We start from the raw sequence: 16,306 nt of genomic DNA, 5'->3' as shown, positions 1-16,306 counted from the left end.
CAGCGGCGCAGGGCCGTAGGACCGATATCCAGGCTGGCGCAGACCTCGGGAACCGACTGTCCCTCGTCCAGCACCATGCTCGCCGCCTTGAGTTTGAACTCACTGGAATAAGATTTACGCATAGCCAAAACACCTCAGATTTGGGCGCCATCATAGCGCCCGATTGAAGTGTCCAAAATCATTAGGCCAGTTCAGCCTGCTCGCGATGGCATTAGGTCAGGCGCTGCCGATCAAGCCACAACCCCCGCATCCGCCACCAACCCCAACGCCTCGATGGCATTGATCGCGCACTGCTCATCAACATCCGACAGATCGCCGCTGATCCCCACCGCCCCCAGCACATTTCCTTCCTGATCGCGAACCAGCACACCACCCGGTGCCGGCACCACGCTGCCCTGCCCCAGGCTGTTCAACGCGGCGATAAACGCCGGGCGTTGCTGGGCGTCCAGCGCCAGCAGGCGTGAACCCTTGCCCAGCGCGATGGCGCCCCAGGCTTTGCCGATGGCGACGTGCGGGCGCAGCAGGCTGGCGCCGTCTTCGCGTTGCAGGGTGATCAGATGCCCGCCGGCATCCAGTACCGCAATGGTCAAGGGTGCCGCAGCGATTGCACGCCCTGCGGTGATGGCCTCGTTGACCAGGTTGACTGCGACTTTCAAGGTTAAAGCGCTCATGGTGCCGTCCTCATTTTGTTTTTCGGAAAGCCGGTGGGCTGCGCCGTTGTGCCGCAGCCAGATGCAACAAATAGAACACAATGAATTATTTTTTTGTATACAATAATTCTCGAAAGGCGCCACATGCGACGAAAAGCCACAGCAGAACGGGCTTCCGACGAATGAAACAAGCGCTTGAGAAAATGGATTGACCTGCGCCGTCCGCCGTGAATACACTCTGCGCAAAGCCACTTGTATACAATTACAAAACGTAAAGAGGCACAAAACCATGAGCAAAATGAGAGCAATCGAAGCCGCCGTTCTGGTGATGCGCCGTGAAGGGGTCGATACCGCTTTTGGCATCCCGGGTGCCGCCATCAACCCGCTGTACTCCGCCCTGCAAAAGGTCGGCGGCATCGATCACGTACTCGCTCGCCACGTTGAAGGCGCCTCGCACATGGCCGAGGGCTACACCCGCACCAAGGCCGGCAACATCGGCGTGTGCATCGGCACTTCCGGCCCTGCCGGTACCGACATGGTCACCGGGCTCTACAGCGCCTCGGCCGACTCGATTCCAATCCTTTGCATTACCGGCCAGGCACCCCGCGCCCGTATGCACAAGGAAGACTTCCAGGCTGTCGATATCACCACCATCGTCAAGCCAGTCACCAAGTGGTCGACCACCGTCATGGAACCGGGCCAGGTGCCTTACGCGTTCCAGAAAGCCTTCTACGAAATGCGCTCCGGTCGTCCAGGCCCGGTGCTGATCGACTTGCCGTTCGACGTGCAGATGGCCGAAATCGAGTTCGACATCGACGCCTATCAGCCACTGCCGCTGGCCAAGCCGAGCGCTACCCGCGTTCAAGTGGAAAAAGCCTTGGCCATGCTGGATCAGGCCGAGCGTCCATTGCTGGTGGCCGGTGGCGGCATCATCAACGCCGATGCCAGCGACCTGCTGGTAGAGTTCGCCGAGCTGACCGGCATTCCGGTTATCCCGACCCTGATGGGCTGGGGCACCATCCCGGACGATCATCCACTGATGGTGGGCATGGTTGGTCTGCAGACTTCGCACCGCTACGGCAACGCAACCATGCTCAAATCCGACGTTGTGCTCGGCGTGGGCAACCGTTGGGCCAACCGCCACACCGGTTCGGTTGACGTGTACACCGAAGGCCGCAAGTTCATTCACGTTGATATCGAACCGACCCAGATCGGCCGCGTGTTCACTCCGGACCTGGGCATCGTTTCCGACGCCGCTGCCGCGCTGACCGTGTTCATCGAAGTCGCTCGCGAATGGCAAGCCGCCGGCAAGCTGAAGAACCGCAGTGCCTGGCTGCAAGACTGCCAGCAGCGTAAAGCCAGCCTGCAACGCAAGACTCACTTCGACAATGTGCCGGTCAAGCCGCAACGGGTTTATGAAGAAATGAACCAGGTGTTCGGTAAAGACACCTGCTACGTCAGCACCATCGGTCTGTCGCAGATTGCCGGCGCGCAGTTCCTGCACGTCTACAAGCCGCGTCACTGGATCAACTGCGGTCAGGCAGGCCCGTTGGGCTGGACCATTCCGGCAGCGCTCGGCGTGGTCAAGGCTGATCCGAACCGTAAAGTCGTGGCCCTGTCGGGGGACTATGACTTCCAGTTCATGATCGAGGAATTGGCCGTGGGTGCGCAGTTCAAGCTGCCGTACATTCATGTTGTGGTGAACAACTCGTACCTGGGTCTGATCCGTCAGGCACAGCGCGGTTTCGACATGGACTACTGCGTGCAGCTGTCCTTCGACAACCTGAATGCCCCGGAACTCAACGGTTACGGTGTCGACCACGTCGCGGTGGCCGAAGGCCTCGGTTGCAAGGCGCTGCGTGTGTTCGAACCGGCTCAGATCCAGCCCGCCTTGCGCAAGGCCCAGGAGCTGATCGAAGAGTTCAAGGTGCCGGTGATCGTCGAGATTATTCTGGAGCGTGTGACCAACATTTCCATGGGTACCGAGATCAACGCCGTCAACGAGTTCGAAGACCTGGCGCTGGTCGGCGACGACGCACCGACTGCGATTTCGTTGCTTGATTAACTTGTAGGATCGTTCCCGCATCTTGTGGGAGCGAGCTTGCTCGCGATTGCGTAGTGCCATTCAGCATTCATGTCGACTGACACACCGCTATCGCGAGCAAGCTCGCTCCCACAGGGATCCGGGGCCGCTCACCATACATACTCAGGAGACCACCATGCCGCGTTTCGCAGCCAACCTGTCCATGCTGTTCACCGAACAGGACTTTCTCGCCCGTTTCGAAGCGGCCGCCAAGGCCGGCTTCAGTGGTGTCGAATACCTGTTCCCGTACGACTTCAGCTCCGCCGAAATCAAGGCCCAGCTCGACGCACACGGCCTGACCCAAGTGCTGTTCAATCTGCCGGCCGGTGACTGGGCCAAGGGTGAGCGCGGTATAGCGTGCCTGCCGGACCGGGTTGAAGAGTTCCGTGCCGGTGTCGACCTGGCCATCGCTTACGCACAAGTGCTGGGCAACACCCAGGTCAACTGCCTGGCCGGTATTCGTCCGCAGGGCCTTGACGATGCCACCGCGCAGAAGACCTTCGTCGCCAACCTCAAGTACGCGGCCGACAAGCTGCACGCGGCGGGTATCAAGCTGGTGATGGAAGCGATCAACACCCGTGACATTCCAGGCTTCTACCTGAATAACACGGCGCAAGCCCTGTCGATTCGCGAGCAGGTCGGCAGCGCCAACCTGTTCCTGCAATACGACATCTATCACATGCAAATCATGGAAGGCGATCTGGCCCGCACCCTGCAATCGCACCTGGGCGAGATCAACCATGTGCAGCTCGCGGACAACCCGGGGCGCAATGAACCAGGCACCGGTGAAATCAACTACCGCTTCCTGTTCGAACACCTGGACCGCATCGGTTATCAGGGCTGGGTCGGTTGCGAATACAAGCCGCTGACCACCACTGAAGCGGGCCTGGGCTGGTTGAAAACCCATAACGCGATCTGACACAAATCCCTGTGGGAGCGAGCTTGCTCGCGATGAGGCCGGCACATCCAACATCTATGTTGACTGGCACTCCGCAATCGCGAGCAAGCTCGCTCCCACAAAAGCAGTACTCCCCTATTTGCTTGAAGCAGCAATAAAAACAAGAGGATTTTCTCATGGCTAAAATCGGATTTATCGGCACCGGCATCATGGGCCACCCAATGGCAGCGAACCTGCAGAAAGCCGGTCACAGCCTGTTCCTGTCGGCCCACCACGACCCTGCGCCTGCCGACCTGATCGCCGCTGGCGCCGTTGCCCTGGCGAACCCGAAAGAAGTCGCCCAGGAAGCTGAATTCATCATCGTCATGGTGCCGGATACCCCGCAGGTCGATGACGTGCTGTTCCGCGCCGATGGCGTTGCCGCCGGTGTTGGCAAAGGCAAAGTCGTCATCGACATGAGTTCGATCTCGCCGACCGCCACCAAGGCTTTCGCGGCCAAAATCAACGAAACAGGCGCGCAATACCTCGACGCCCCGGTATCCGGCGGTGAAGTCGGCGCCAAGGCTGCGACCCTGAGCATCATGGTCGGCGGCGATGCCGACGCCTTCGAACGCGCACTGCCGCTGTTCCAGGCCATGGGCAAGAACATCACCCTGGTCGGTGGCAACGGCGACGGTCAGACCGCCAAGGTGGCCAACCAGATCATCGTGGCCCTGAACATCCAGGCGGTGGCAGAAGCCCTGCTGTTCGCTTCGAAAAACGGTGCCGATCCAGCCAAGGTGCGTGAAGCACTGATGGGCGGTTTCGCGTCCTCGAAGATCCTCGAAGTACACGGCGAGCGCATGATCAAGGGCACCTTCGATCCAGGCTTCCGCATCAGCCTGCACCAGAAGGACCTGAACCTGGCCCTGCAAGGCGCCAAGGAGCTGAACATCAACCTGCCGAACACCGCCAACACCCAGCAAGTGTTCAGCACCTGCGCGGCCATCGGTGGCAGCAACTGGGACCACTCGGCGCTGATCAAGGGTCTGGAACACATGGCGAACTTCTCGATTCGCGATAAGAAATAAGCCCTGCCCCACACCGCTTCAAACCTGTAGGAGTGAGCCCGCTCGCGATGAAATCACCGCGGTGTACCTGATGCACCGCGGTGCCTGGATCGCGAGCAGGCTCACTCCTACAGAGATCAGAGTTGCCCTTTCGAATAACAAGAATTCCGGGAGCCCGCCATGTCGGTCGATCCGCAACAATTGCTGCGCGAGCTGTTTGCCACAGCCATCGACGCGGCGCATCCGCAACAAGTCCTCGAAGCCCATTTGCCTGCCGACCGCAGCGGTCGCGTGATCGTCATTGGCGCCGGCAAAGCCGCCGCCGCCATGGCCCAAGTGGTCGAGCGCTGCTGGCAGGGTGAAGTCTCTGGCCTGGTGGTGACCCGCTACGGTCACGGCGCCCCTTGCGAAAAAATCGAAGTGGTCGAAGCCGCGCATCCGGTGCCGGACGCTGCTGGCCTGGCCGTGGCCAAGCGCGTGCTGGAACTGGTCAGCGACCTCAGCGAAAACGACCGCGTGATCTTCCTGCTCTCCGGCGGTGGCTCTGCCCTGCTGGCCCTGCCGGCGGTCGGCATCACCCTGGCCGACAAGCAGTCGATCAACAAAGCCCTGCTCAAGTCGGGCGCGACCATCGGCGAGATGAACTGCGTGCGCAAGCACCTCTCGGCGATCAAGGGCGGCCGCCTGGGCAAGGCCTGCTGGCCGGCCACTGTCTACACCTACGCGATTTCCGATGTGCCGGGCGACCTCGCCACGGTCATCGCCTCCGGCCCTACCGTGGCCGACCCGAGCACGTCGGCGGAAGCTCTGGCGATCCTCAAACGCTACGCCATCGAGGTTCCGGCCTCGGTGCGCGCCTGGCTGCAAAGCCCCGAGTCGGAGACGGTCAAACCCGGCGACCCGAGCCTGGCCCGCAGTCATTTCCAGTTGATCGCCCGCCCGCAGCAATCCCTTGAAGCGGCGGCAGTGAAATGCCGTCAGGCCGGGTTCAGTCCGCTGATCCTCGGTGACCTTGAAGGCGAATCACGCGAGGTGGCGAAAGTCCACGCCGGCATCGCACGACAAATCGTCCTGCACGGCCAACCACTGGCGACGCCCTGCGTGATTCTCTCGGGCGGTGAAACTACCGTCACCGTGCGCGGCAATGGCCGTGGCGGGCGCAACGCCGAGTTCCTGCTGAGTCTGACCGACAGCCTCAAAGGGCTGTCCGGCGTCTACGCGCTGGCCGGCGACACCGATGGCATCGACGGCTCCGAAGACAACGCCGGTGCGATCATGACCCCGGACAGCTACGCCCGCGCTGCAGCAAAGGGTCTGAGCGCCAGCGACGAGTTGGACAACAACAACGGTTACGGCTACTTCGAGGCGCTGGACGCCCTGATCGTCACCGAGCCGACCCGCACCAACGTCAACGACTTCCGCGCCATTCTGATCCTTGAGAGCACCAAACATGACGCCTGATAAAAAGGTCAAAATCCTCGCCACCCTCGGCCCGGCTACCGACGGCATCGACGCCATCCGTGAGCTGGTGCTGGCCGGGGTCAACATCTTCCGCCTGAACTTCAGCCACGGCGATCACGCCGACCACGCCCAGCGTTTTCAGTGGATCCGTGAAGTCGAGCGCCAGCTGAATTATCCATTGGGCATTCTGATGGACCTGCAAGGCCCGAAACTGCGGGTCGGCAAGTTTGCCGAAGGCAAGGTGCAACTGGTGCGCGGCCAGGCCTTGCGCCTGGACCTGGATGCCACGCCGGGCGATGAGCGCCGGGTCAACCTGCCGCACCCGGAAATCATCGCCGCACTGGAGCCGGGCATGGACCTGCTGCTGGACGACGGAAAATTGCGCCTGCGGGTAGTGACCAAGTACGCCGACGCCATCGACACCACCGTGCTCAATGGCGGCGAGCTGTCGGACCGCAAAGGCGTGAACGTACCGCAAGCGGTGCTCGACCTGAGCCCGCTGACCGCCAAGGATCGCCGCGACTTGACCTTCGGTCTGCAGCTGGGTGTGGACTGGGTGGCGCTGTCGTTCGTGCAACGTCCCGATGACATCCGCGAAGCCCGCTCCCTGATCGGCGACAAGGCGTTCCTGATGGCCAAGATCGAGAAGCCCTCGGCCGTCGAACAACTGCGCGAGATCGCCGAATTGAGCGACGCGATCATGGTCGCCCGTGGTGACTTGGGTGTGGAAGTGCCGGCCGAAAGCGTGCCGCAGATCCAGAAGAACATCATCAGCACCTGCCGCCAGCTCGGCAAGCCGGTGGTGGTGGCGACGCAGATGCTGGAGTCGATGCGCTTCTCACCGGCGCCAACCCGCGCGGAAGTCACCGATGTCGCTAACGCGGTGGCCGAAGGTGCGGATGCGGTGATGCTGTCGGCGGAAACCGCGTCCGGCGAATACCCGCTCGAAGCCGTACAGATGATGAGCAAGATCATCCGCCAGGTGGAAAACGGTCCGGACTATCAGACTCAACTCGACGTCAGCCGACCGAAAGCCGAGGCGACCGTTTCCGACGCGATCAGCTGCGCCATTCGCCGCATCAGTAACGTTTTGCCGGTGGCGGTGCTGGTCAACTACAGCGAGTCCGGCGCGTCGAGCCTGCGCGCGGCGCGGGAGCGGCCGACGGTGCCGATCCTCAACCTGACACCGAACCTGCAGACCGCCCGTCGCCTGAGCGTGGCGTGGGGCGTGCACTCGGTAGTCAACGATCGCCTGCGGCAGGTCGATGAAGTCTGCTCCACGGCACTGGAGATCGCCCAGGCCCAGGGCATGGCGCAGCGTGGCGACACACTGTTGATCACAGCAGGTGTGCCGTTTGGGCAACCGGGGTCGACTAACTCTTTGCGTATCGAGACGTTGATCTAGCGCCTGTACCGGCCTCATCGCGAGCAAGCTCGCTCCCACAGTTGATTTGTGTACGACACAAATACAATGACTGAGCAAAGACTCAATGTGGGAGCGAGCTTGCTCGCGATCAGCCGGGGTCGCGCTCGACCAACTCGGTCCCACTGACTTTCAGAACTGCCATGCCTGCCAACCATTTCAACACCCACTGCCCCGACTGGGCCGAAGCATTGCTCAACGGCTTCAGCCAGATCTTTCTCCAGCGCAATCCGCTGTGCGGTCTGCTGTGCGTCCTGGCCATTTTGTTCACTGCGCCCGCCCTGCTCGGCGGCGCCTTGCTCGGAGGTGTCGCCGGGCTGTTCACCGCGCAACGCCGCAACTATGCCAAGGCTGATCGTCAGGCCGGGTTGTTCAGCTACAACGGCGTCCTGCTCGGACTGTTACTGAGCCTGTATTTCCCCTGGTCGGCGATGATGCCGCCACTGATTCTGGCCGCCGGAGGCCTGAGCGCGATGGTCACCCAGCAGTGGCTCAAGCGCGTCCGGTTCAGCCAATGCCTGCCCGCCTACACCGCGCCCTTCGTCGGGCTGGGCTGGTTGCTGCTGTGTTTCGCCACGCCCTCGACAGAGGCGCACTTGATCGAAGTCAGCACCCTGAACATGCTCGCCGCCCCCCTCAAAGGCATTGGCCAGGTGATGTTCCTCGGTCATCCGCTGGCCGGTGCGATGATTGCCGCCGGTTTGCTGATCGCTGATCGCCGCGCATTCTGTTGGGCAGTGCTGGCGTCTGTCGCGGGCATGGGCTGGAGCCTGCTGCACCACGACTTCTACACCGCACTGCTCGGCCTCGGTGGCTATAACGCCGTACTCGCTGCCCTCGCCTTCAGCTCGCAGCGTCGCCAACCGTGGCTGCCGCTGGTTGGCATTGGCCTGGCGCTGTTGCTGACGCCGGTGTTTGCCGCCATCGGTCTGCCAACGCTGACCGCTCCGTTCATTCTTGCCTGCTGGCTGATCCGCAGCGTCGTGCAAATGCTCGGCAAAGCCACGGTCGAAAGCGCGCCTTGCGCTCCCGGGGAGAATCAACCTAGGCTGCGCTGATTTGCGGCCAAGGCGATGTGCATGAACAGCAACGACACGTGGCGTAATCGCCTGTACGTGATTATTTTCCAGACCGACACCGTCGCCGGGCGACGCTTCGACACCAGCCTGTTGCTGATCATCCTCGCCAGCCTGGTGGTGGTGATTCTGGACAGCATCGATGACGTCCACCAGAACTACGCCAACCTGCTTGCGTACATCGAGTGGGGCTTCACGATAATTTTCCTGGGCGAGTACATCCTGCGCCTGTACTGCTCGCCCAAACCGCTGCACTACGCGTTCAGCTTCTATGGTCTGGTGGATCTACTGGCCATCGTGCCCGGCATCCTCGCGCTGTATTACAGCGATGCCCAGTACCTGCTGATCATCCGGGTCATCCGGATGCTGCGGATCTTCCGCGTGCTCAAGCTCGGTCCGTATCTCAAGCAAGCCCATTACCTGCTCGATGCCCTGCGCGGCAGCAAACAGAAAATCCTCGTGTTCCTGCTCAGCGTCTGCACGCTGGTCATCGTGTTCGGCACCCTGATGTATGTGGTCGAAGGCCCGCAACATGGCTTCACCAGCATTCCCAAGGGCATTTACTGGGCTATCGTGACGTTGACCACCGTCGGTTACGGCGACATTGTGCCCAAGACCGCACTGGGCCAGGTCATCTCGTCGATGGTGATGATCACCGGTTACTCGATCATCGCCGTGCCCACCGGGATCTTCACCGCCGAACTGGCCACGGCCATGCGTGGCGGCCAACTGCAGCACGACTGCCCGGTGTGTGCGAAAAACAGCCACGAACCCGAGGCGTCGTTCTGCTCGCGTTGCGGCAACGCACTGTTTAAGAAACAGGAATAAGCAAAGTGCTTTTTAATCTTTAAGGGACTAAACGAGCCCGGCTATAGTCGCTGGCAAATTGCCCCACTTTTAATAGAACAAGGAATTCGCAGTGAAAAAACTCTTTGGCGCCTCGCTTCTCGCCGCAGGCCTGGCCCTGGGCAACATCGCCCAGGCTGCACCGACCCTGCTCAACGTTTCCTACGACGTGATGCGCGATTTCTACAAGGACTACAACACTGCGTTCCAGAAACACTGGCAAGCCGAGCACAACGAGAACATTACCCTGCAGATGTCCTTCGGCGGCTCCAGCAAACAGGCGCGCTCCGTCATCGACGGCCTGCCGGCTGACGTGATCACCATGAACATGGCCACCGACATCAACGCCCTGGCGGACAACGGCAAACTGGTGCCGGACAACTGGGTCACGCGCCTGCCGAACAACAGCGCGCCGTTCACCTCCGCCACCGTGTTCATCGTGCGCAAGGGCAACCCGAAAGCCCTGAAAGACTGGCCGGACCTGCTCAAGGACGGCGTACAGGTCATTGTCCCGAACCCGAAAACCTCCGGTAACGGTCGCTACACCTACCTTTCGGCCTGGGGCTACGTGCTGAAAAACGGCGGCGACGAGAACAAGGCCAAAGACTTCGTCGGCAAGCTGTTCAAGCAAGCGCCGGTACTCGACACCGGTGGCCGTGCCGCTACCACCACCTTCATGACCAACCAGATCGGCGACGTGCTGGTGACCTTCGAGAACGAAGCGGAAATGATCGCCCGCGAGTTCGGCCGTGATCAGTTCGAAGTCATCTACCCAAGCGTCTCCGCCGAAGCCGAGCCACCGGTGTCGGTGGTCGACAAGACCGTCGACAAGAAAGGCACCCGCGCCGCCGCCGAGGAATACCTGAAATATCTGTGGTCACCGCAAGGGCAAGAGATTGCGGCGGCGAACTACCTGCGCCCGCGTGACCCGGCCGTGCTGGCCAAGTACACCGACCGCTTCCCGAAAGTGGACTTCCTGTCGGTCGAGAAGACCTTCGGTGACTGGCGCACCGTGCAGAAGACCCACTTCAATGATGGCGGGGTTTTCGACCAGATCTACAACGGTCAGTGATGGCCTGAACACTGCAACTCCTGTGGGAGCGAGCTCGCTCCCACAGAGGATCTGCAGTGGTCTGCTACATCGGCGGCGTCACGCCATCCTTGCCCGCCGAGATGGATTGAGCGGTGAGCGTGCCGTCAGCGCCCTGCGTGACAAAGGTCACGATCTTCACGCCCACCTTCAACAGGCTGCGATCGGCCGGCACCAGGTTGACGATGGGTACGTCCTCCGGCACCAGAATCTTCTGTTGGCCACCCTTGTAATTGACGGTCAGCACCCTACCGCTGCTCACCACCAGGTCGCCGACGCTGCCGTTGGTCATGCTGCTGCCCTTGACCAGATCGAAGGGCCGATGACCGTCGCCACTGCCGGCCAGCTCCGGCGGGAAAACATGAACTTCAAGGGCCTTGAGGGTGCCATCCTCCTGAGGAATGGCCGCAGAGCCGATGTAGCTGCCGGGCTTGATGTCTTCGATGTTGGCCAGGGTCACGGCGCGGACCTTGGTGTCCCTGGTCAAATTGATCACCACGTTGTCGCCGCTGTTGGCGTGGACTTTCAGAATGTCCGGGCTGACGCCGGTGATCTCTCCGCGCACCCCGATTCGCATACCCGGCGCATCCTCGGCCTGGACCAGGCCAACGCTCAATACGTTGATCACGGTAGCGACACAAACGCAGCGAATCAGCTGACGAAACTTCATCTTCATGGGACGACCCTCCGGTGGTGTGACAGGAAGAGAGAACATAAGCACGCTATCGAACAAGGTGTAAGTGAATGTATCATTCACCTGCATAGTTCTGACGCAAGGCTCTACGACGGACGACACACGCGTCCGTCAGTCATTCCGCAATGGAATGATTGCTATCACTCCAATCCCACTTCCGCCGTTTCAGTCAGCCCATTAGCCTGCGCGCATTCCTTTTCGTACAGCGAGAACCGTTATGAACCCAGCGACCCAGGTGCCCCACGGCACTGCGACAATGACCCCAGGGATGGTGCTGCTGTTCGCCTTCTGCTGCGGCGCTATTGTCGCCAACATTTACTACGCGCAGCCGATCATCGGCCTGATCGCGCCGGACATCGGCCTGACCAACACCATGGCCAGCCTGATCGTTTCCCTGACTCAGATCGGCTATGCGCTGGGGTTGTTCTTCCTGGTACCGCTGGGGGATTTGCTGGAGAACCGCCGGTTGATGATCATCACCACGCTGGTGGCGATCGGCAGCTTGCTGGGGGCGGCGTTCACCGACCAGCCGAATGTGTTTTTGCTGATTTCGCTGTTGGTGGGGTTCAGTTCGGTTTCGGTGCAGATCCTGATTCCGCTGGCCGCGCACCTGGCGCCGGAAGAAACCCGTGGCCGTGTGGTGGGCGGGATCATGGGCGGTTTGTTGCTCGGCATTCTGCTGGCCCGGCCGGTGTCCAGTGTGGTGGCCGACCACTTCGGCTGGCGGGCGATGTTTATGATTGCCGCGGTGTTGATGGCGGCCATCAGCATCGTGCTGGCAGTGACCATTCCCAAGCGTGAACCTGATCACAGTGCTTCCTACGGCCAGCTGCTGGGCTCGCTGTGGACGCTGTTGCGCAAACAACCGGTGCTGCGCCAGCGCGCGTTTTACCAGGGGTGCATGTTTGCCACCTTCAGCCTGTTCTGGACCGCCGTACCGCTGGAACTGGCGCGCAACCATGGTTTGTCGCAAAGCGAGATCGCGATTTTCGCGCTGGTGGGCGCCATCGGCGCCATTGCCGCCCCGATCGCCGGACGCCTGGCCGATGCCGGTCACACCCGTATCGCGTCACTGCTGGCCCTGCTATTCGCCAGCCTGAGCTTTCTGCCGGCGTTTATCCATCCGGCCTACAGCGTCATCGGCCTGGCCGTGACCGGCGTGGTGCTCGACTTCTGCGTGCAGATGAACATGGTCCTCGGCCAGCGTGCGGTGTACGCCCTCGACGGCAAAAGCCGCAGCCGCCTGAATGCGCTGTACATGACCAGCATCTTCATCGGCGGCGCCTTCGGCTCTTCAGTGGCCAGCGCGGTGTACGAACAGGGCGGCTGGTTGTGGATCGTGATCGTCGGCAGTGCGTTTCCGTTGCTGGCGTTGTTGCGGTTCTTGAGTGTTTCGCCGAAGGCCGCGCTGGCGACGGCGTAAGGTCTCAAAAGCATCGCGGGCAAGCCCGCTCCCACAGGTATTTTGCAATCCCTGTGGGAGCGAGCCTGCTCGCGAATGCCAGCGGCGCCCCCGATTTATTGCCGGACCAGCTTCTCCATCGCCGCATCCGCCAAAAAGGAGGAGCGGCTTTTGACGTTGTGCTCACGCACATAGCGGTCAATGCGCTGGATCACATAGCCGGGCAGCGTGACATTGACCTTCTCGGTCTTGCCCATGTACGGCGAGATGTCCAGTTCCAGCATGCCCCAGCCCATGTCGGCGAACTCCGGATTGCCGCGGTGCAATGCCGCCGAAGTCGGCATCGGAATCGTATCGCCGTCTGCCGCCATTTCTTGCAGCATGATGTGGGCAATTTCGACGGCGGCGTTGTAAGCCTCTTCAAAGGTATCCCCGGCGGTCACCGCACCTGGGATGTCGGGGATCTGGATACCGATGGCGGTGTTCTCATCGCCCCATTCGATACAGATTGGATATTGCATTATGGATCTCCTGCGTAACGGGCTGGCGGGCAGTACAGCCCGGCGCGCCTCCTGATGCTCTTGACCGTCCCGATCGGCAAATCCTTTTTCGGATGGGGGACGGGGATCGTGTATGGGTTGTATCGGTGAGTGAAGATGTGATGACTGCCAGTGACCCTGTCCAAAGTCCAACCTGCCTCCATCAATTCCTTGATCAATAGCCTGCTCTGCACCACCAGCCTCCTTGCTCCGGCCCAATTAAAAGTAACCCTAGAGTTATCTTTACTCAAGCACAAAATCTCGCAGTGCGACGCTCGGTTGTTTTACAGAGTGTGATGCTGCCCATGCCGGGGCGTTATGTGATCGGCCGAGAGGGTGTGATCCGTTACGCCGAGGTCAACCCGGATTACACTCAGCGTCCCGAGCCTGAGGCGATGCTGGATACAATTCGCGGTTCGCACTGACACCATTCATCAATTGTGGGGGCGGGGGTAGCCATTTCATTATTTGATCTCTACAAGGACTTCCGATGGACCGCCTCGCCGCAATGGAAACCTTCGTCTACGTGGTGGAAACCGGCTCGTTTTCCGCTGCCGCCCGGCGCCTGAACATCGGCCAGCCGGCCGTGTCGAAAAGCATCGCGCAACTCGAATCGCGGCTGGCGGTGCGGCTGTTGCTGCGTTCGACCCGGGGCCTGACGCCCACCGAGGCCGGGCTGGCCTTTTTCGAACGGGCCAAGCGCGCCATCGAAGAAGCCGACGAGGCCGATAACGCCGCGCGCGGTGCGGCCAGCGGGTTGACCGGCAACCTGCGCATCTGCGCGGCGGTCACCTTCGGCCGGCTGCACATCGTTCCGCACCTGAGCCCCTTCCTGGAGCAAAACCCGGAGCTGAACATCGACCTGATGCTCGACGATCGCAACGTCAACCTGGTGGAAGAAGGCGTCGATATCGCCCTGCGCATGGGCGCCTTGAGCGACTCTGGCCTGACCGCCCGCAAGATCGCCGAATGCCGGCGCATGGTAGTGGGCACGCAGGCCTACTTGGAAAAACACGGCGAACCCACCTGCCCCGCCGACCTGTGCAAGCATCAGGCAATCGTCTACAGCCTTGGTGGCGGCGCCAATTGGCAATTCAACAAGGCCGGCGAAGAGCAATCGGTGATCATCAGCGGCCGGATCCGCGTCAACGCCGCCGAAGGCCTGCGTGAAGCCGTGCTGGCCCATCAAGGGCTGACCATGGCCTCGCAATGGATGTTCGCGCCGGAACTGGCCAGCGGCTCGGTCCGGGAAGTGATGAAGGACTGGACATTGCCGAACCTGGATCTGTGGGCGGTGTTCCCCACGGGGAGAATGGCCAGCGCCAAGGCTCGGGCGTTCGTGGAGTATGTGCAGGGGTTGTTGGCCTGACAGGCAGCTCAATCAAGATCAAGGATCGCAGGCTGTGCCAACTCCTGCACTGACCGCCTATGAAGGTAATTCCTCGTCGTGCGTTCCCGGTAATGTCAGACACATGGGGGTTGCTCGTCAAAGCAGGCCAGCAAACGTTCGACCGTTTGCTCAAGTTGTCCGGAGTTGTCGAGCAGGTGCACGGTCGGGTCTTGCGCCAGCAGTTGCTCGCTGAACCGGGCATTGCGTGCCAACCGCTGATTGATCTCGATCAGCGATTCTCGCCCACGCTCCAGCAAGCGATGGCGCAGTACTGCTTGATCCACAGTCAACAACAGCACTAACACGTTCGGATAACGCGAGCGCGTGTTCTGCAAATGCTCCCGAGAGCCATTGACCAGTACGTCCTGCCCGGCGGCCAGCCAATCGTCGATTTCCCGCGGGATACCATAGGACAACCCATTGGCGTGCCAGCTCAGGGCAAACGCGCCCTGAGCTTCCATATCCGCGAATTGCTGCGCACTGACACCCAGCGCCGCCTCGCCCACGGCTTCAGCCGAGCGGGTGATAACCCGGCGCACGATACGGCAGCCGCGTTCGGCCAACCGCGTTCGCGCAGCATCCAGCAGGCTGTCCTTGCCCGAACCTGAAGGCCCGATGAGATAGATCAACCTGCCTGACATCAAAACACCCTCGTTGCTTGTCGCCATACTTGCTGGACCTTCGGCAGATCCTCTGCGGTCAGATCTGCGACGGCCACGTTACCCGAGTGCGACTCGCCGCGCACGATGTTCGGTGCTCCCATCAACACATTCATGCCGTGCTCCCGGTAACCACGCCTCGACGGTGGTCGGGAACTCGGCGATGGTCATGCCGCAGCGTGATGAGTTCGTCCATCTGAGTCGTGGTCGGGTGGTACTTGCTCATGTAGTACTCACGGTACTTGGATTCCAGTACTAGCTGGCGCTGACCCGGCGAGTGGTCCATCACCGACACCAACTRCACCAGCGGGTTCTCCACCAGATCGCGGAACACGCTGAAAATGTCCGGGTGGCACAGCTCGCGGCGCAGGTGCAGACGGTGTTCGGCTTGGGTCAGTTCGGCGTAGGTAGCTTCGGGTTGACGGAGAGGCTCAGGGCATGAGGGGGCGTGTACCGCAACAGCGTCCGAGGCGGCCTACCGGCCGGCCTGGTTGTTGGGTTCGTTCGTCTGTGAGGTACCTGGTCGACTGGCAGGCCGCCTTCGCGAGCAGGCTCGCTCCCACAGGGTCCAGCAGTGGCCCGGTAATCACATTTTCCAGCCAAGAAAAAGGCGACCCGAAGGTCGCCTTATGCGCTACTGCCCGAATTGCCGCCCCAGGCCACCCGGTACACCGTGGATATCCGTCTCCTCCCACGGCCCCTTCGGACTGATCGACCGGCTCCAGCCGTTATCCCAACGGTAATAGGTACGCTGGCGATAAAAAGTATTGGGCTGGTCATCGAGTACATACACCCCAAGCTTCGGATCCCAATGGCTGTTGCCCCCCGGTGGCGGCGCGAAGCTCGCAGAAGTGCGTGGCAACGGCTTGGAGGGTTTGGCGGGGATGCTCGGCTTACTCGGTACAGGCGAAGTCGATGGCGTAGGGCTGGGCTGCGTCGGCGGGAACGGTGGTGGTGCCTGTTGTTCCGTTGGCTGCTGGACCGCACAAGCGCTTAACCCCATAACGACGCTGAGCAGGGTGATACGAGCGAATGCGGTCATGATT

Annotated in this window: 18 protein-coding genes and 1 pseudogene; 11 read left to right on the top strand and 8 right to left on the bottom strand. The window is 61.2% G+C overall.

Annotated elements, in window-relative coordinates; translation table 11 throughout:
- Together AC1DU9_RS09085 and AC1DU9_RS09080 are read right to left on the bottom strand one after the other, a co-directional pair.
- Positions 1-122 (bottom strand): transposase (locus tag AC1DU9_RS09085; protein WP_477810019.1); only part of this gene is annotated, 122 nt, incomplete at its 3' end.
- Between the two features lie 108 nt (positions 123-230).
- A complete protein-coding gene (locus AC1DU9_RS09080) occupies positions 231-671 on the bottom strand; it encodes a GlcG/HbpS family heme-binding protein (protein ID WP_477810017.1) in 441 nt (146 codons plus the stop codon).
- Between the two features lie 268 nt (positions 672-939).
- On the opposite strand from AC1DU9_RS09080, the gene gcl reads away from it, so the two are divergent.
- The 8 genes from gcl (at position 940) to AC1DU9_RS09040 (ending at position 10,558) form a co-directional block, all read left to right on the top strand.
- The gene (gene gcl / locus AC1DU9_RS09075) at positions 940-2,715 is read left to right on the top strand and encodes a glyoxylate carboligase (RefSeq protein ID WP_108218690.1); all 1,776 of its coding nucleotides are present in this window, start codon (positions 940-942) and stop codon (positions 2,713-2,715) included.
- A 154-nt stretch (positions 2,716-2,869) separates the two neighbouring features.
- The gene (gene hyi, locus AC1DU9_RS09070; protein ID WP_223461452.1) at positions 2,870-3,652 is read left to right on the top strand and encodes a hydroxypyruvate isomerase; all 783 of its coding nucleotides are present in this window, start codon (positions 2,870-2,872) and stop codon (positions 3,650-3,652) included.
- Between the two features lie 155 nt (positions 3,653-3,807).
- Positions 3,808-4,701, top strand: a complete 894-nt coding sequence (locus tag AC1DU9_RS09065) for a 2-hydroxy-3-oxopropionate reductase (RefSeq protein WP_223461450.1) — start codon at positions 3,808-3,810, stop codon at positions 4,699-4,701.
- Positions 4,702-4,860: 159 nt separating this feature from the next.
- Positions 4,861-6,141 carry a glycerate kinase type-2 family protein gene (locus tag AC1DU9_RS09060; RefSeq protein WP_477810016.1) on the top strand — a complete coding sequence of 427 codons (1,281 nt, stop codon included), beginning with the start codon at positions 4,861-4,863 and terminating at the stop codon, positions 6,139-6,141.
- Positions 6,131-7,546 carry a pyruvate kinase gene (gene pyk, locus AC1DU9_RS09055; protein ID WP_223461446.1) on the top strand — a complete coding sequence of 472 codons (1,416 nt, stop codon included), beginning with the start codon at positions 6,131-6,133 and terminating at the stop codon, positions 7,544-7,546. The genes AC1DU9_RS09060 and pyk overlap by 11 nt, the downstream gene beginning before the upstream one ends.
- Positions 7,547-7,707: 161 nt before the next feature.
- The gene (locus AC1DU9_RS09050; RefSeq protein ID WP_223461444.1) at positions 7,708-8,622 is read left to right on the top strand and encodes an urea transporter; all 915 of its coding nucleotides are present in this window, start codon (positions 7,708-7,710) and stop codon (positions 8,620-8,622) included.
- A gap of 21 nt (positions 8,623-8,643) precedes the next feature.
- A complete protein-coding gene (locus AC1DU9_RS09045) occupies positions 8,644-9,468 on the top strand; it encodes an ion transporter (RefSeq protein ID WP_223461442.1) in 825 nt (274 codons plus the stop codon).
- A 91-nt stretch (positions 9,469-9,559) separates the two neighbouring features.
- Positions 9,560-10,558 (top strand): sulfate ABC transporter substrate-binding protein, encoded by a 999-nt coding sequence (locus AC1DU9_RS09040; protein ID WP_223461440.1) that lies wholly within the window; start codon positions 9,560-9,562, stop codon positions 10,556-10,558.
- Positions 10,559-10,622: 64 nt separating this feature from the next.
- Here AC1DU9_RS09040 and AC1DU9_RS09035 read toward each other — a convergent pair whose 3' ends face one another.
- Positions 10,623-11,252 (bottom strand): hypothetical protein, encoded by a 630-nt coding sequence (locus AC1DU9_RS09035; RefSeq protein WP_223461438.1) that lies wholly within the window; start codon positions 11,250-11,252, stop codon positions 10,623-10,625.
- 235 nt (positions 11,253-11,487) lie between these two features.
- Between AC1DU9_RS09035 and AC1DU9_RS09030 the strand changes: the two genes are divergently transcribed.
- Complete coding sequence (locus tag AC1DU9_RS09030) at positions 11,488-12,693, top strand: MFS transporter (RefSeq protein WP_223461435.1); 1,206 nt, start codon at positions 11,488-11,490, stop codon at positions 12,691-12,693.
- Between the two features lie 95 nt (positions 12,694-12,788).
- Here AC1DU9_RS09030 and AC1DU9_RS09025 read toward each other — a convergent pair whose 3' ends face one another.
- Positions 12,789-13,193: a type II toxin-antitoxin system HicB family antitoxin gene (locus tag AC1DU9_RS09025; protein ID WP_007983297.1), complete on the bottom strand. Its 405-nt coding sequence runs from the start codon at positions 13,191-13,193 to the stop codon at positions 12,789-12,791.
- Entirely contained in the window at positions 13,193-13,405 is a 213-nt protein-coding gene (locus tag AC1DU9_RS09020) for a type II toxin-antitoxin system HicA family toxin (protein ID WP_223461464.1), read from the bottom strand. The genes AC1DU9_RS09025 and AC1DU9_RS09020 overlap by 1 nt, the downstream gene beginning before the upstream one ends.
- Before the next feature lie 102 nt (positions 13,406-13,507).
- Here AC1DU9_RS09020 and AC1DU9_RS09015 point away from each other — a divergent pair, with 102 nt between their 5' ends.
- Together AC1DU9_RS09015 and AC1DU9_RS09010 are read left to right on the top strand one after the other, a co-directional pair.
- Positions 13,508-13,636 carry a hypothetical protein gene (locus AC1DU9_RS09015; RefSeq protein ID WP_256357406.1) on the top strand — a complete coding sequence of 43 codons (129 nt, stop codon included), beginning with the start codon at positions 13,508-13,510 and terminating at the stop codon, positions 13,634-13,636.
- Between the two features lie 65 nt (positions 13,637-13,701).
- Entirely contained in the window at positions 13,702-14,580 is an 879-nt protein-coding gene (locus tag AC1DU9_RS09010; RefSeq protein ID WP_223461433.1) for a LysR family transcriptional regulator, read from the top strand.
- A 95-nt stretch (positions 14,581-14,675) separates the two neighbouring features.
- On the opposite strand, the gene phnN is transcribed toward AC1DU9_RS09010, so the two are convergent.
- From phnN to AC1DU9_RS08995, 3 genes and pseudogenes are all read right to left on the bottom strand, one after another.
- Entirely contained in the window at positions 14,676-15,242 is a 567-nt protein-coding gene (gene phnN, locus AC1DU9_RS09005) for a phosphonate metabolism protein/1,5-bisphosphokinase (PRPP-forming) PhnN (RefSeq protein WP_477810015.1), read from the bottom strand.
- A gap of 44 nt (positions 15,243-15,286) precedes the next feature.
- Positions 15,287-15,675: pseudogene (locus tag AC1DU9_RS09000) on the bottom strand (alpha-D-ribose 1-methylphosphonate 5-triphosphate diphosphatase); the annotation flags it as partial.
- Between the two features lie 219 nt (positions 15,676-15,894).
- Positions 15,895-16,302, bottom strand: coding sequence for a hypothetical protein (locus tag AC1DU9_RS08995; protein WP_223461429.1), 408 nt, complete (start codon positions 16,300-16,302; stop codon positions 15,895-15,897).
- Positions 16,303-16,306 lie beyond the last annotated feature (4 nt).

Source organism: Pseudomonas sp. P4_C1 (assembly GCF_056402155.1).
The sequence above is the reverse complement of the archived record's forward strand: the minus strand, read 5'-3'. Positions and strand labels throughout refer to the sequence as shown.

Bases quoted from the DNA above. Each gene is read 5' to 3' on its own strand.
- AC1DU9_RS09050 (WP_223461444.1), top strand. From the start codon at position 7,708: ATGCCTGCCAACCATTTCAACACCCACTGCCCCGACTGGGCCGAAGCA.
- AC1DU9_RS09030 (WP_223461435.1), top strand. From the start codon at position 11,488: ATGAACCCAGCGACCCAGGTGCCCCACGGCACTGCGACAATGACCCCA.
- AC1DU9_RS09045 (WP_223461442.1), top strand. From the start codon at position 8,644: ATGAACAGCAACGACACGTGGCGTAATCGCCTGTACGTGATTATTTTC.
- AC1DU9_RS09080 (WP_477810017.1), bottom strand. From the start codon at position 671: ATGAGCGCTTTAACCTTGAAAGTCGCAGTCAACCTGGTCAACGAGGCC.
- AC1DU9_RS09065 (WP_223461450.1), top strand. From the start codon at position 3,808: ATGGCTAAAATCGGATTTATCGGCACCGGCATCATGGGCCACCCAATG.
- AC1DU9_RS09025 (WP_007983297.1), bottom strand. From the start codon at position 13,193: ATGCAATATCCAATCTGTATCGAATGGGGCGATGAGAACACCGCCATC.
- hyi (WP_223461452.1), top strand. From the start codon at position 2,870: ATGCCGCGTTTCGCAGCCAACCTGTCCATGCTGTTCACCGAACAGGAC.
- AC1DU9_RS09015 (WP_256357406.1), top strand. From the start codon at position 13,508: ATGCTGCCCATGCCGGGGCGTTATGTGATCGGCCGAGAGGGTGTGATC.
- AC1DU9_RS09060 (WP_477810016.1), top strand. From the start codon at position 4,861: ATGTCGGTCGATCCGCAACAATTGCTGCGCGAGCTGTTTGCCACAGCC.
- AC1DU9_RS09010 (WP_223461433.1), top strand. From the start codon at position 13,702: ATGGACCGCCTCGCCGCAATGGAAACCTTCGTCTACGTGGTGGAAACC.
- AC1DU9_RS09035 (WP_223461438.1), bottom strand. From the start codon at position 11,252: ATGAAGATGAAGTTTCGTCAGCTGATTCGCTGCGTTTGTGTCGCTACC.
- phnN (WP_477810015.1), bottom strand. From the start codon at position 15,242: ATGTCAGGCAGGTTGATCTATCTCATCGGGCCTTCAGGTTCGGGCAAG.
- pyk (WP_223461446.1), top strand. From the start codon at position 6,131: ATGACGCCTGATAAAAAGGTCAAAATCCTCGCCACCCTCGGCCCGGCT.
- AC1DU9_RS08995 (WP_223461429.1), bottom strand. From the start codon at position 16,302: ATGACCGCATTCGCTCGTATCACCCTGCTCAGCGTCGTTATGGGGTTA.
- gcl (WP_108218690.1), top strand. From the start codon at position 940: ATGAGCAAAATGAGAGCAATCGAAGCCGCCGTTCTGGTGATGCGCCGT.